General features: G+C 67.3%; 14 protein-coding genes. 5 read left to right on the top strand and 9 right to left on the bottom strand.

The features are described from left to right. Positions 1-100: 100 nt before the first annotated feature. The gene (trxB, locus tag IO24_RS0120825; protein WP_031137671.1) at positions 101-1,069 is read left to right on the top strand and encodes a thioredoxin-disulfide reductase; all 969 of its coding nucleotides are present in this window, start codon (positions 101-103) and stop codon (positions 1,067-1,069) included. 48 nt (positions 1,070-1,117) lie between these two features. Then, positions 1,118-1,450 carry a thioredoxin gene (gene trxA / locus IO24_RS0120820; RefSeq protein WP_030847066.1) on the top strand — a complete coding sequence of 111 codons (333 nt, stop codon included), beginning with the start codon at positions 1,118-1,120 and terminating at the stop codon, positions 1,448-1,450. Positions 1,451-1,539: 89 nt separating this feature from the next. Here trxA and IO24_RS0120815 read toward each other — a convergent pair whose 3' ends face one another. The 9 genes from IO24_RS0120815 to rpmH form a co-directional block, all read right to left on the bottom strand. Further along, a complete protein-coding gene (locus IO24_RS0120815) occupies positions 1,540-2,157 on the bottom strand; it encodes a GNAT family N-acetyltransferase (RefSeq protein ID WP_031137670.1) in 618 nt (205 codons plus the stop codon). Positions 2,158-2,481: 324 nt separating this feature from the next. Next, positions 2,482-3,582: a ParB/RepB/Spo0J family partition protein gene (locus IO24_RS0120810; protein ID WP_031137669.1), complete on the bottom strand. Its 1,101-nt coding sequence runs from the start codon at positions 3,580-3,582 to the stop codon at positions 2,482-2,484. Continuing rightward, a complete protein-coding gene (locus IO24_RS0120805) occupies positions 3,579-4,655 on the bottom strand; it encodes a ParA family protein (RefSeq protein ID WP_078899128.1) in 1,077 nt (358 codons plus the stop codon). The genes IO24_RS0120810 and IO24_RS0120805 overlap by 4 nt, the downstream gene beginning before the upstream one ends. A 289-nt stretch (positions 4,656-4,944) precedes the next feature. Beyond that, a complete protein-coding gene (gene rsmG, locus IO24_RS0120800; protein ID WP_031137667.1) occupies positions 4,945-5,661 on the bottom strand; it encodes a 16S rRNA (guanine(527)-N(7))-methyltransferase RsmG in 717 nt (238 codons plus the stop codon). Positions 5,662-5,786: 125 nt separating this feature from the next. After that, positions 5,787-6,299: a Jag family protein gene (locus IO24_RS0120795; RefSeq protein WP_031137666.1), complete on the bottom strand. Its 513-nt coding sequence runs from the start codon at positions 6,297-6,299 to the stop codon at positions 5,787-5,789. 15 nt (positions 6,300-6,314) lie between these two features. Further along, complete coding sequence (gene yidC / locus IO24_RS0120790) at positions 6,315-7,595, bottom strand: membrane protein insertase YidC (RefSeq protein WP_031137665.1); 1,281 nt, start codon at positions 7,593-7,595, stop codon at positions 6,315-6,317. Positions 7,596-7,598: 3 nt separating this feature from the next. Continuing rightward, a complete protein-coding gene (gene yidD / locus IO24_RS43210; protein WP_078899071.1) occupies positions 7,599-7,973 on the bottom strand; it encodes a membrane protein insertion efficiency factor YidD in 375 nt (124 codons plus the stop codon). Beyond that, positions 7,970-8,341, bottom strand: coding sequence for a ribonuclease P protein component (gene rnpA / locus IO24_RS43205; protein WP_078615240.1), 372 nt, complete (start codon positions 8,339-8,341; stop codon positions 7,970-7,972). Before rnpA ends, yidD begins: the two co-directional genes overlap by 4 nt. Before the next feature lie 21 nt (positions 8,342-8,362). Further along, positions 8,363-8,500, bottom strand: coding sequence for a 50S ribosomal protein L34 (gene rpmH, locus IO24_RS0120775; protein ID WP_005482975.1), 138 nt, complete (start codon positions 8,498-8,500; stop codon positions 8,363-8,365). 374 nt (positions 8,501-8,874) lie between these two features. Between rpmH and dnaA the strand changes: the two genes are divergently transcribed. The 3 genes from dnaA to gnd all read left to right on the top strand — a co-directional run bounded on the left by dnaA (position 8,875) and on the right by gnd (position 14,052). Beyond that, positions 8,875-10,965: a chromosomal replication initiator protein DnaA gene (dnaA, locus tag IO24_RS0120770; protein ID WP_078899073.1), complete on the top strand. Its 2,091-nt coding sequence runs from the start codon at positions 8,875-8,877 to the stop codon at positions 10,963-10,965. An 881-nt stretch (positions 10,966-11,846) separates the two neighbouring features. Then, on the top strand, positions 11,847-12,977 hold the full coding sequence (gene dnaN, locus IO24_RS0120765; RefSeq protein WP_031137662.1) for a DNA polymerase III subunit beta: 1,131 nt from the start codon (positions 11,847-11,849) through the stop codon (positions 12,975-12,977). A gap of 199 nt (positions 12,978-13,176) precedes the next feature. Beyond that, positions 13,177-14,052 carry a phosphogluconate dehydrogenase (NAD(+)-dependent, decarboxylating) gene (gene gnd, locus IO24_RS0120760; protein WP_031137661.1) on the top strand — a complete coding sequence of 292 codons (876 nt, stop codon included), beginning with the start codon at positions 13,177-13,179 and terminating at the stop codon, positions 14,050-14,052. The last annotated feature ends 15 nt before the right edge of the window (positions 14,053-14,067 follow it).

Below are 14,067 nucleotides of genomic sequence, written 5' to 3'. Positions count from 1 at the left end.
GCGGGAATGCGCGCCCCTTAGGATCCGTTGGGTGGGGTGAGAGCTCCGAGCAGCTCCCACCCCGGTCGAACGACGCAGTCCAGAGACGAGGAATCAAGCCGTGAGCGACGTCCGTAACGTGATCATCATCGGCTCCGGGCCCGCCGGCTACACGGCGGCGCTCTACACCGCGCGCGCGTCGCTGAAGCCGCTGGTGTTCGAGGGCGCCGTCACCGCAGGTGGTGCGCTCATGAACACCACCGACGTCGAGAACTTCCCGGGCTTTCGGGACGGCATCATGGGTCCGGACCTCATGGACAACATGCGCGCCCAGGCGGAGCGCTTCGGGGCAGAGCTTGTCCCGGACGACATCGTGGCCGTCGACCTGAGCGGTGAGATCAAGACCGTCACGGACACGGCCGGCACCGTCCACCGGGCCAAGGCCGTCATCGTCACCACCGGATCGCAGCACCGCAAGCTCGGTCTGCCGAATGAGGATGCCCTGTCCGGCCGTGGCGTGTCATGGTGCGCCACCTGTGACGGGTTCTTCTTCAAGGACCAGGACATCGCCGTGATCGGTGGTGGCGACACCGCGATGGAGGAGGCCACTTTCCTCTCGCGGTTCGCCAAGTCCGTGACCGTCGTCCACCGCCGTGGCACCCTGCGTGCCTCCAAGGCCATGCAGGAGCGCGCTTTTGCCGACCCGAAGATCTCCTTCGTGTGGGACAGCGAGGTCGCCGAGATCCAGGGCGACCCGAAGCTCTCGGGTCTGAAGCTGCGCAACCTCAAGACCGGTGAGCTGTCGGACCTGCCGGTGACCGGCCTGTTCATCGCCATCGGCCACGACCCGCGCACCGAGCTCTTCAAGGGCCAGCTCGAGCTGGATGAGGAGGGCTACCTGAAGGTGGAGGCGCCGTCGACGCGCACGAACCTGACGGGTGTCTTCGGTGCCGGCGACGTGGTCGACCACACCTACCGTCAGGCGATCACCGCGGCCGGGACCGGCTGCTCCGCTGCTCTCGACGCCGAGCGCTACCTCGCCGCCCTGGCGGACGAGGAGCAGCCCGAGCCCGAGAAGACCGCTGTCTGACCCCCTCCCTACCCTCCCCCCGCGCACCAACCAGTTAAGGAGCCCGCCGTGGCCGGCACCCTGAAGAATGTGACTGACGACTCCTTCGAGCAGGATGTCCTCAAGAGCGACAAGCCTGTCCTGGTGGACTTCTGGGCCGCCTGGTGCGGTCCGTGCCGCCAGATCGCGCCGTCCCTCGAGGCGATCGCCTCCGAGTACGGCGACAAGATCGAGATCGTCAAGCTGAACATCGACGAGAACCCGGGTACGGCCGCCAAGTACGGCGTCATGTCCATCCCGACCCTGAACGTCTACCAGGGTGGCGAGGTCGCCAAGACCATCGTGGGCGCGAAGCCGAAGGCCGCGATCGTTCGCGACCTCGAGGAGTTCATCGCCGAGTGAATCGGCTGAACCATCGCACCGACGGTGCATGTTTCACGTGAAACACGAATGGGCCAACCCGGAAGGGCTGGCCCATTCGCTTGACTGCTCTAGAGCGGTCGCAGCGCCGGCTCCTTCTGCACAGCTCCCAGAAGCCGGTCCAGCGCCATCTCGACGTCTTCCTTCCAGGAGAGCGTCGACCTGAGTTCCAGCCTCAACCGGGGCTGGGTGGGGTGCTGGCGGACCGTCTTGAAGCCGACCGCCAGAAGATGGTCGGCGGGCAGCACACAGGCAGGTTCCTTCCAGCGCGCGTCTCCGAAGGCCTCGATCGCCTTGAACCCACGCCGCAGCAGATCCTTGGCGACCGTCTGAACCATCACCCGGCCCAATCCCTGCCCCTGGTAGCCCGGCACGATGAACGCGGTGATCAGTTGCACGGCATCCGGCGAGACAGGACTCGTGGGAAACGCCGTGGAGCGGGGGACATACGCAGGTGGGGCGTAGAGCACATAGCCCACCGGCACGTCGTCGACATACACGACTCGCCCGCAAGATCCCCAGTCCAGCAGAACCGCTGAGATCCAGGCTTCTTTCTCCGGAGCCGAAGTGCCCGCCTTTACCGCGGCCTCACCGCTGACTGGGTCGAGTTCCCAGAAGACACACGAGCGACAACGCTTGGGTAGATCCTGGAGGTTGTCCAGCGTGAGCGGTACGAGCCGGCGGCCCATGAAGGCTGATCCTCGCTTCCTTCGCCCGCCGCCGCGTCGCGGGCGGCTGTCAGAGCGCTCCGTTCCCTGAGAAGACCGCCGATGAAGCCACCGACCGCTCCCAGCCCCAAACCGGCGCTCACCAGTCCGGTGCGGCTCATGGTTCGCATGGCCCCTGCCTCCCTCTCAGAGGTGCTGCCGAGTGGTTGCGCCGTACCCGAACGCATCGTATCCACGATGCGATTCCATCGATACCGCCAGAAAGGAAAGAGCGGGCCACGTTCCGGTACACACCGGACACAACCCGCTCTGTCTCCTGCACAGCAGAGGCTCCTTGCCGGAGGCTCAGGACTCGCTCTGCTCGGAGTCGCCCTCCAAGAGACTCTTCTGAAGGACCGGTCCCTCGCCGGGAGCGAATGAACTGAGGATCCGCTCAAGATCCTCCATCGAGGCGAACTCGACGGTGATCTTGCCCTTCTTCTGCCCCAGGTCGACCTTCACGCGCGTCTCGAAGCGGTCGGAGAGGCGCGTGGCGAGTTCGGACAGCGCGGGAGAGACCCGGGCACCGGCACGCGGGCCCTTGGGCTTCTGAGCACTCTGGGGACGCGACCCCATCAGGGTCACGATCTCTTCGACGGCTCGTACCGAGAGGCCTTCGGCCACGATGCGATGGGCCAGCCGGTCCTGCTCCTCCGAATCCTCGACGGAGAGCAGGGCCCGCGCGTGGCCGGCGGAGAGCACCCCGGCGGCGACCCGGCGCTGCACGGCCGGCGAGAGCTTCAGCAGGCGCAGTGTGTTGGATACCTGCGGGCGGGATCGGCCGATGCGGTCCGCCAGCTGGTCATGCGTGCAGTTGAAGTCCCTCAGCAACTGGTCGTAGGCGGCTGCCTCTTCCAGCGGGTTCAGCTGGGCGCGGTGCAGGTTCTCCAGCAGAGCGTCCAGGAGGAGCTTCTCGTCCTCGGTGGCCCGCACGATCGCCGGGATCGCCTCCAGCCCTGCCTCACGGCAGGCCCGCCAGCGGCGCTCACCCATGATGAGCTCATAGCGGGTGGGACCCACCTGCCGTACGACGACCGGCTGGAGGAGTCCCACTTCCTTGATAGAGGTGATGAGCTCGGACAGCGCGTCCTCGTCGAACACCTCACGCGGTTGGCGCGGGTTCGGCGTGATGGAGTCAAGGGGGATCTCGGCGAAGTGCGCACCGATGGGCGCCGCCGGCAGGGCGGGAGCAGTCGGCTGCGCCGGTTCCTCTGTTTCACGTGAAACAGTCGGCAAAGTCGCTAGCTTCGCCGCAGCCACCCCACGATCGTTCGACAGCGCAGGCACTGCCGCGGGGGATGCGGAAGCGGCGTTCCCCGCCGCAGCCTGAGCCACCGACTTCTCCGTCGGCGCGGCAGGGATCAGTGCGCCGAGGCCGCGGCCCAGCCCCCTTCGTCGCTCGCTCACTGGATGCCCTCCACCATGCTCGGGTCGTTTTGCTGTACGCCGATATGGGCGTGCGTCGCGTCATAGCTGATGCCGACACCCTTCAGCGCGATCTCTCGTGCCGCCTCAAGATAGGAGAGGGCACCACTCGATCCAGGATCGTAGGTCAGTACCGTCTGCCCATAACTCGGCGCCTCCGAGATACGGACGGAGCGAGGGATGCTCGTCCGCAGTACCTCGTCACCGAAGTGGGTGCGCACCTCTTCCGCGACCTGGGACGCGAGGCGGGTCCGGCCGTCGTACATGGTGAGGAGGATGGTCGACACATGCAGGGCGGGGTTGAGGTGCCCCCGTACCAGGTCGACGTTGCGCAGCAGCTGCCCGAGACCTTCCAGCGCGTAGTACTCGCACTGGATGGGGATCAGGACCTCCTGGCCCGCCACGAGCGCATTGACGGTCAGGAGCCCCAGCGAGGGTGGGCAGTCGATGAGGATGTAGTCCAAGGGCTGTTCATACGCCTGGATCGCGCGCTGCAGCCTGCTCTCCCGTGCCACCAGGGACACCAGCTCGATCTCCGCACCGGCGAGATCGATCGTGGCGGGGGCGCAGAAAAGGCCCTCGACGTCGGGGACCGGCTGGACGACCTCGGAGAGCGGCCTGCTATCCACCAACACGTCGTAGATGGACGGGACTTCAGCGTGATGGTCGATGCCCAGCGCGGTGGACGCATTGCCCTGTGGGTCGAGGTCGACCACCAGGACACGGCCACCGTGCAGCGCCAGCGATGCGGCAAGGTTGACGGTCGTCGTCGTCTTGCCCACACCACCCTTCTGATTGGCGACCACCATGATTCGGGTCTGCTCGGGCCGTGGCAGGCCCTCACCGGCACGACCCAGAGCCTCCACCGCCAGTTGGGCAGCACGACCGATGGGAGTGTCGTCCATCGGAGGCGGTGTTTCACGTGAAACATCCGCCCCCATCGACTCGGTACGGGGACCGGGGACCGGATCGGTCATCGGTCCCGCGATGTTGGCGTCGGACCGCAAGGATTCACTCTCCTCGACTTCAGGCTCGCAATGAACAGAGCCTCCCATGTCTTCGGGGTCGTGAACCAGTGAGGCCTGGCGTTCTGTGGAGAAATCCACCTCTGTGGATACCTCAGGTCCCTCATCAAGTGAACCAAGAGGCTTTCGGTCGCGGGGTTCGGCCGCAGCGCGGCCACGACTGATGATGCCGTGCAGCAGTGAGCGACGTTTCACGTGAAACACGATGCACAGCAGCCGAGGCCAGACTGTCGCGACACTCCGGGATGCATAGGTTTGGCAGCTTGTGTGGAGTAAGTCTCGTCGTCAGGACGGATCAGCACGGGCCGGACGCACCAGCTCAGCGTCGCCGGCGCGTCCGGCCCGTGCGAGCCGCCTTGGCGCGCTTCGCGGCGAAGCGCACACCGCCGGGGCTCTCCCCGACCTCGACCCGTACGACAGTGGACGTCGGGTCCACCACACCCTCACCCACATGCAGGATGGATGTCTCCACCGCGCCCAGCTTGCTGAGTGCTGCCGACGCGCTCTTCAGTTCCTCCTCGGCGGTATCACCCTTGAGCGCGAGCATCTCGCCGTACGGCCGCAGCAGCGGGATGCCCCAGGTGGCGAGCCGGTCGAGCGGCGCGACGGCTCGGGCCGTCACCACGTGAACGGGTTGGATCTTTCCCATGACCTCTTCGGCCCGGCCGCGCACGACGGTCACATGATCGAGGCCGAGCAGCTCCACGACCTCGGTGAGGAAATTGGTGCGCCGCAGCAGCGGCTCCAGGAGCGTGATCTTCAGGTCGGTGCGGACCAGCGCCAGCGGAATGCCGGGGAGTCCGGCGCCCGAGCCGACATCGCACACCGTCACACTGTCGGGCACGACCTCCGAGAGCACCGCGCAGTTCAGCAGGTGCCGCTCCCAGAGGCGAGGTACTTCACGCGGGCCGATGAGACCGCGCTTCACGCCCGCCTCAGCGAGCAGCTCGGCATACCGCACCGCATCCGCGAAGCGATCACCGAACACCTCGCGTGCCTGCTCGGGCGCGGGGGGAAGCTCCGCTGCCTCCGTCACGGGGGACCGTCCTTCCGTACCGCGTCAGCGCACCCGGCGCCGACACCAGAACCACCAGAACTATCAGGCTGACAAAGTTCGGCCCCGTCTGCGCAACAGACGGGGCCGGGGAACGTAGAGGCCGATCAGGCGGGCAGCACGACGACGAAGCGCTGCGGCTCCTCGCCCTCGGACTCGCTGCGCAGGCCCGCGGCCTTGACCGCGTCGTGCACGACCTTGCGCTCGAAGGGCGTCATCGGCTGCAGCTTGACGGCCTCGCCGCTGCTCTTGGCCTCCGCGGCGGCCTTGGCGCCCAGCTCGGACAGCTCCGAACGCTTCTGTGCCCGATATCCCGCGATGTCGAGCATCAGACGGCTGCGGTCACCGGTCTCCCGGTGCACGGCCAGACGGGTGAGCTCCTGGAGCGCCTCCAGCACCTCGCCGTCACGGCCGACCAGCTTCTGCAGGTCGCGGCCGCCCGTGTCGCTGATGATCGAGACGGATGCTCGGTCGGCCTCGACGTCCATGTCGATATCGCCGTCGAGATCGGCGATATCAAGCAGACCCTCCAGGTAGTCCGCCGCGATCTCGCCTTCCTGCTCCAGGCGAGTCAGGGTGTCTGCCCCCTCGGCAGCGGCGGAGGTGGTGCCTTCCGTCACGGGATGGACTCCTTCTTACTTCTTGGACGGGGACTTGGGCCGCTGCGGACCCTTGCGCTGTCCGGACTGGGCCTTGCTGCGGGTACCGCCGGCGGGCTTCGCGCCGCCCTTCTTGGCAGCGGCGGAGGGCTTGGCGTCCTCGGGCTCGTCGGACTTGGTCAGCGACGTCTTCGGCTCGTCCTCACCGGCCGCCTTGGCGCCGCCGTGCTGACGCTGCGACTTGCTCTGCCGCTTGGGCTGCTGGCGCTTCGGGGCACCGGCGGTGGTGATCGGCGTACCGTCCTCGGCCTCGGCTGCGGCCGCGGTGTCGCTCTTGATCACGGTGCCGTCGGCCTGGGCGGCGAGGCCGGCCTTGGTCAGGCCGTTGATGAACTTGCGCTCGAACTCGTTGCGGTCACGGCCCTTGGCGACGATGGCCTTGACGATGGCCCGGTCGCGTCGCTTGCTGACCTTGTGGTGCTGCGCGACGTACTTGTGCAGGCGCTCCAGGTACGAGGCCTGGGCCTTGGAACCCGGGGTCGGGTTGTTGCGGATGACGTACATCTGCTGGCCCATGGTCCACACGTTGGTGGTCAGCCAGTAGACGAGGACACCGACGGGGAAGTTGATGCCGAAGACGGCGAACATGACGGGGAAGACGTACATCAGCATCTTCTGCTGCTGCATGAACGGCGTCTTCACCGTGGTGTCGATGTTCTTCGTCATCAGCTGGCGCTGGGTGAAGAACTGCGACGCCGACATCAGGATGATCATGATGGCGGTGACCACGCGGACATCGGTGAGGGAAGCACCGAGTGCTTCCACCTTCGACGCGCTGTCGGTGAACTTCACCGCCAGCGGCGCACCGACGATGTGCGCCTTCTGGGCACTCTCCAGAAGGCTGGTGTTGATCACGCCGATGGTGTCGTTCGACGCGATGCTGTTCAGCACGTGGTACAGAGCGAAGAAGAACGGGGACTGCGCCAGGATGGGAAGGCACGAGGACAGCGGGTTGGTACCCGTCTCCTTGTACAGCTTCATCATCTCTTCGGACTGACGCTGCTTGTCGTTCTTGTAGCGCTCCTGGATCTTCTTCATCTCGGGCTGCAGCGTCTGCATCGCCCGGGTCGCCTTGATCTGCTTCACGAAGAGCGGGATCAGGCAGATACGGATCAGGATCACCAGGGACACGATCGACAGGCCCCAGGCCCAGCCGGTGTCGGGGCCGAAGAGGGCGCCGTACACCGAGTGGAACTGGACGATGACCCAGGAGACGGGTGTGGTGATAAAGCTGAAGAGGCTGGCAATCGTGTCCACTAATCATGCTCCTTGGGCATGGGACGGTGTCTCTGCGGCCTGGCTCGAAGGACTCGACGGACTTGTGGGAGAAGTCTGTCCCTCGGTGGCCGGTCCGGCGGCGGAGGGCCCGCCCTTGCGTGCACGCCACGCGTTCCGCGGCATTTCGTGCCACCGCGGGCGCTTGCGCGGCGGCACATGGTCCACACCGCCCAGCGACCACGGATTGCACCGCAGGATGCGCCATGCCGTGAGTGCCGTTCCCTTGATGGCACCGTGCCGGTCGATGGCCGTGTAGCCGTAGTGGGAGCACGACGGGTAGTACTTGCAGACCGGCCCGAGCAGCGGACTGATCGTCCACTGGTAGAGCTTGATCAGAGCCAGTAGCGGGTACTTCATCGCGCGCCCCCTCCCAGCAACCGCTGGAGAGCGGCATCCAGGTCTCGGGCCAGCTGTGCATGGTCGGCGTCGCCCGATCCGGGCAGCGCTCGTACGACTACCAGGCTACCGGGGGGCAGCTGGGCGACTCGCTCGCGCATCAGATGGCGAAGCCTGCGCTTCACCTTGTTGCGCACGACCGCGCCACCCACTGCTTTGCTCACGACGAAACCCGCACGCGTCGGGGGAGCGCTCTCCCCAGGCGCATGCGGGTCCGTGGAACCGCTACGTAGATGTACGACGAGGAGCGGGCGTCCGGCCCGGCGCCCTCGTCGTACCGCGGTCGCGAAGTCCTCGCGCCGCCTCAGCCGATGCTCGGTAGGCAGCACGACGTCATGACCTGATCGAGATCAGGCGGACAGGCTGGCGCGACCCTTGCTGCGGCGGTTCGCGAGAATCGCGCGACCGGCACGGGTACGCATCCGCAGGCGGAAGCCGTGGGTCTTCGCGCGACGACGGTTGTTCGGCTGGAAGGTGCGCTTGCTCACTCGGGGGCTCCAGAAAGAATCGGTGGTTGCGGGGTGCCGTCCTGGCTGTCACCGTGCGCCCACGAGTAGCTCGCAGTTACGCCCGTGTGCACCGCTGACCGATCACCCAAATGATCTGTGCCCATCGGAGGCAGGCGGCAGCAGCCATCGACAACTCGACCTGGTTACGGTACGCGCGGCTACGCCATCCGGTCAAACCAGGAGTCGCCGGGAGACACTTGTCCACAGGCTGGGGACAACAACTTGAACCGTACCGGCCGCCCTGACTACCGTGACGGAACTCCGATTCGTTCCCTTATCCCTGCCCCACCCGATTTACATCCCGAGCCGTCCCAGAACCACACGTTCGTGGGACCTGTGAGAGAGCGTGCCCTGTGGCTGACGTACCTGCCGATCTTGCCGCAGTGTGGCCACGCGTATTGGAGCAACTCCTCGGGGAGGGCCGCGGCCAAGGGGTCGAAGGGAAGGACGAGCACTGGATCCGGCGCTGCCAGCCGCTCGCGCTCGTCGCCGACACCGCGCTGCTCGCCGTACCGAACGAGTTCGCGAAAGGCGTACTCGAGGGCCGGCTGGCGCCGATCGTCAGCGAGTCGCTGAGCCGTGAGTGCGGCCGCCCGATCCGGATCGCGATCACCGTCGATGACTCCGCGGGCGAGCCCCTCGCCACGCCGGCGCCCCCGGCCCGACCCCAGCAGCGCTACGAGGAGCCCGAGCTTCCGGCCGCGCGCCAGGACCGCGACGGCTATGACCGCCCAGAGCGTGACGGATACGACCGACCGGACCGCGACGGCCGACCCGAGCGCGACGCCTATGACCGCCAGGACCGCCAGGACCGCCACGAGCGCCACGAGCGCCAGGAGCGCCAGGAGCGCCAGGACCGCGACGGGTACGAGGGGTACGGCCGCCACCGTGCCGATCAACTGCCCGGACCGGCCGGCGACCAGCATCCGCCTACGCGCGCAGATCAGCTCCCGACGGCCCGTCCCGCATACCCGTCCGAGTACCAGCGCCCCGAGCCCGGCGCCTGGCCACGGCCGCAGCAGCAGGACGAGTACGGCTGGCAGCAGCAGCGCCTCGGCTTTCCCGAGCGTGACCCGTACGCGTCACCGGGGCAGGACTCGTACGGCTCCCAGGACTCGTACAACCCGCAGGATTCCTACGGCTCCGGCTCCCAGGGCGGCTACGGCTCCCCCTCGCAGGACTACCGCCCGCAGCCCGTGGAGCGCCCCTCCTACGATCAGCAGCGCTCCGACTACGACGCGCCACGCCCCGACTACGACCAGCGCGACCCGGTGCGCCGGGAACTGCCCGAGCCGCCGGCCGGTTCTGGGCACGTCCACCGGGGCGGCCCGGTCGGCCCGAACCTGCCGACGACCGGTGCTCCCGGCCCGCTGGCCGCGCAGCCCGCGCCGGCGACCGGCCCGGGTGAGCCCACCGCGCGTCTGAACCCGAAGTACCTCTTCGACACGTTCGTGATCGGCGCCTCCAACCGCTTCGCGCACGCGGCCGCGGTCGCTGTGGCCGAGGCGCCGGCGAAGGCCTACAACCCCTTGTTCATCTACGGGGAGTCCGGTCTGGGCAAGACGCACCTGCTGCACGCGATCGGGCACTACGCGCGCAGCCTCTACCCGGGCACGCGGGTGCGGTACGTGAGCTCGGAGGAGTTCACCAACGAGTTCATCAACTCCATCCGCGACGGCAAGGGCGACAGCTTCCGCAAGCGGTACCGCGAGATGGACATCCTGCTCGTCGACGACATCCAGTTCCTGGCGGACAAGGAGTCGACGCAGGAGGAGTTCTTCCACACCTTCAACACGCTCCACAACGCCAACAAGCAGATCGTGCTGTCCTCCGACCGGCCGCCGAAGCAGCTGGTGACGCTGGAGGACCGGCTGCGGAACCGTTTCGAGTGGGGCCTGATCACGGACGTCCAGCCGCCCGAGCTGGAGACGCGGATCGCGATCCTGCGCAAGAAGGCGGTGCAGGAGCAGCTGAACGCGCCGCCGGAGGTGCTCGAGTTCATCGCCTCCCGGATCTCGCGGAACATCCGTGAGCTGGAGGGCGCGCTGATCCGGGTCACGGCGTTCGCCTCGCTCAACCGGCAGCCGGTGGATCTGGGCCTGACCGAGATCGTCCTGAAGGACCTCATCCCCGGCGGCGACGACTCGGCGCCCGAGATCACCTCGACGGCCATCATGGGCGCGACGGCGGATTACTTCGGGCTGACCGTCGAGGACCTGTGCGGCACCTCGCGGGGCCGCGCCCTGGTCACCGCCCGGCAGATCGCCATGTACCTGTGCCGTGAGCTGACGGACCTGTCGCTGCCGAAGATCGGCGCGCTGTTCGGCGGCCGCGACCACACCACGGTCATGCACGCGGACCGCAAGATCCGCAACCTGATGGCCGAGCGCCGCTCCATCTACAACCAGGTCACGGAGCTGACCAACCGCATCAAGAACGGCTGACAGCGACGGCGGTACGCCGCTGAGGGCGCCCTCGGAGGGATCCGGGGGCGCCCTTCTCGTTCCCCACCGGCTCCCGCTCGCGCACCGAGCCGCAACCCGCTGTTCGATTAATCGCCGGGTTACGGCCTCCCTCCACAGATTCGGGGACTTTCTGCCGTCCACACCCTGGGGACTGGGGAGTTGTCCAGATCGTGTCCACAGGCGCGGCTGTCGAATGACCATCAGACCAGCTCAGGTACTTGTGGATTCGTGGACGAAGGATCTCCACAGACTGTGGACGACGGAATGATCCACAGGCTGTGCACCGAGTTGTCCACCGGCCACCCACAGGCTGGGCGATGTTGTCCCCAGCGATCGGCAGCTTCTCCACATGCCTGTCCACTGTTCGGCAACGCGACGCGCCTCCTCACCGGGTCGAGTGAAAGGCGTCACACGAAGGTGCCGGGTTGGGCTGTGGGAAAGGTGGGTAAAGCTGGGGACGGCGCTGGGGAGAACTCGCCTCACCCTGTGCACGGCGTGTGCAGAACTTTCTGTTCTCCACAGATACGCCCGGTTGTCCACCGCCTCCACCCACAGGACCGGTGGACAAAATTTCCGCCCTGAGCTGGGCAAACGAGGTTATCCACGGTATCCACAGGCCCTACTACTACTCCCGACTAGAGAGAGCTGGGAATCCGTTTCGAAGTGGGCCCTGTGCACAACTCGCTCTTCGGCGCCCGACTGCCCCTCGTCACGACTTGACCCCGATAGGCACCTACTGTCAGTGCGGTGCGTCAGACTGGTCCCCGGTGTCCTCCCCCTCACAGGGACCGTCGACACCGAGACAGACGACGAGGGCCAGGCAGAGCGAGAAGCGCCGGCAACAGCAGGAGGCGGCAACAGTGAAGATCCGGGTGGAACGCGACGTACTCGCGGAGGCAGTGGCCTGGGCGGCACGCAGCCTCCCGGCCCGTCCGCCGGCGCCTGTCCTCGCCGGCCTGCTGCTGAAGGCCGAGGAAGGCCAGCTGAGCCTGTCCAGCTTCGACTACGAGGTCTCCGCGCGGGTGTCCGTGGAGGCCGAGGTCGACGAGGAGGGCACGGTCCTGGTCTCCGGCCGACTGCTCGCGGACATCTGCCGCGCGCTCCCCAACCGGCCGGTGGAGATCTCCACAGACGGTGTACGGGCGACGGTGGTCTGCGGCTCGTCCCGGTTCACACTCCACACCCTGCCTGTGGAGGAGTACCCGGCCCTGCCGCAGATGCCGAACGCGACGGGCACGGTCCCCGGCGAGGTCTTCGCCTCCGCCGCCTCCCAGGTGGCCATCGCGGCCGGCCGTGACGACACGCTGCCCGTCCTCACCGGTGTGCGCATCGAGATCGAGGGCGACACCGTCACGCTGGCGTCCACCGACCGCTACCGCTTCGCGGTCCGCGAGTTCCTGTGGAAGCCGGAGAACCCGGAGGCCTCCGCGGTCGCCCTGGTGCCCGCCAAGACGCTCCTGGACACCGCGAAGGCCCTGACCAGCGGTGACCAGGTGATCCTGGCGCTGTCCGGCGGGGGCTCGGGCGAAGGCCTGATCGGCTTCGAGGGCGCCGGCCGCCGTACGACGACCCGCCTGCTGGAGGGCGACCTCCCGAAGTACCGCTCGCTGTTCCCGACGGAGTTCAACAGCGTCGCCGTGATCGAGACCGCCCCCTTCGTGGAGGCCGTCAAGCGCGTGGCCCTGGTCGCCGAGCGCAACACCCCGGTGCGGCTCAGCTTCGAGCAGGGCGTGCTCATCCTGGAGGCCGGTTCCAGCGACGACGCACAGGCTGTGGAAAGGGTTGACGCCCAGCTGGAGGGCGACGACGTCTCGATCGCGTTCAACCCGACGTTCCTGCTGGACGGCCTGAGCGCCATCGACTCCCCGGTGGCTCAGTTGTCGTTCACGACCTCCACCAAGCCCGCCCTGCTCAGTGGCAAGCCGGCGCTGGACGCCGAGGCGGACGAGGCCTACAAGTACCTGATCATGCCGGTGCGCCTCAGCGGCTGAGCCGCCGACAGTTGTCCACAGGCCAGTGGAGAAGTCAGCCCGGCCTGTGGGACAACCCGCAGGTGAGGGCCTACGACTGAGCGCGTATGCCCACAGATGTGCGCGAGCGTCCGGGTTTAGGCTCGGACGCGGGTACGAAAGTGCCTCGCGGTACGCACGTGCCGCCACGCCACGTCGCAGAACCTAAGGAACACAACTGATGGAGCTCGGTCTCGTCGGCCTCGGCAAGATGGGCGGCAACATGCGCGAGCGGATCCGCCGCGCAGGTCACACCGTTCTCGGATACGACCGCAACCCGGACCTCGCCGATGTCCACAGTCTGCAGGAGCTTGTGGGCAAGCTCAGCGGTCCGCGCGTGATCTGGGTGATGGTCCCGGCGGGCGGGCCCACGCAGTCCACCATCGACGAGCTCGCCGAACTGCTGGAGCCCGGTGACGTCGTCGTGGACGGCGGCAACTCCCGCTGGACCGACGACGAGAAGCACGCGGAGGAGCTTGCGGCCAAGGGCATCGGTTTCGTCGACTGCGGTGTCTCGGGCGGCGTCTGGGGCCTGGAGAACGGCTACGCGCTGATGTACGGCGGCGACAAGGAGAACGTCGCCAAGGTGCAGCCGGTCTTCGACGCCCTCAAGCCGGAGGGTGACTTCGGCTCGGTGCACGCAGGCAAGGTCGGCGCGGGCCACTTCGCGAAGATGGTCCACAACGGCATCGAGTACGCGATGATGCAGGCTTACGCCGAGGGCTGGGAGCTGCTGGAGAAGGTCGACTCCGTGACCGACGTCCGGGAGGTCTTCCGCTCCTGGCAGGAGGGCACGGTCATCCGCTCCTGGCTGCTGGACCTCGCGGTCAACGCGCTTGACGAGGACGAGCACCTGGACGAGCTCCGGGGTTATGCCCAGGACTCCGGCGAGGGACGCTGGACTGTGGAGGCCGCGATCGACAACGCGGTGCCGCTGCCGGCGATCACCGCGTCGCTGTTCGCGCGGTTCGCCTCCCGACAGGAGGACTCGCCCCAGATGAAGATGATCGCGGCGCTGCGGAACCAGTTCGGCGGCCACGCGGTCGAGAAGAAGTAGTCCACAGGGCTGTAC

Origin of the sequence: Streptomyces flavovariabilis (genome assembly GCF_000725785.1) — a bacterium.
In the GTDB taxonomy this organism is placed as follows: domain Bacteria; phylum Actinomycetota; class Actinomycetes; order Streptomycetales; family Streptomycetaceae; genus Streptomyces; species Streptomyces hawaiiensis.
The sequence above is the reverse complement of the archived record's forward strand: the minus strand, read 5'-3'. Positions and strand labels throughout refer to the sequence as shown.

Excerpts from the sequence above, each read along its gene's own strand:
- IO24_RS0120815 (WP_031137670.1), bottom strand. The coding sequence starts at position 2,157 with ATGGGCCGCCGGCTCGTACCGCTCACGCTGGACAACCTCCAGGATCTA.
- IO24_RS0120805 (WP_078899128.1), bottom strand. The coding sequence starts at position 4,655 with ATGGGAGGCTCTGTTCATTGCGAGCCTGAAGTCGAGGAGAGTGAATCC.
- yidD (WP_078899071.1), bottom strand. The coding sequence starts at position 7,973 with ATGAAGTACCCGCTACTGGCTCTGATCAAGCTCTACCAGTGGACGATC.
- gnd (WP_031137661.1), top strand. The coding sequence starts at position 13,177 with ATGGAGCTCGGTCTCGTCGGCCTCGGCAAGATGGGCGGCAACATGCGC.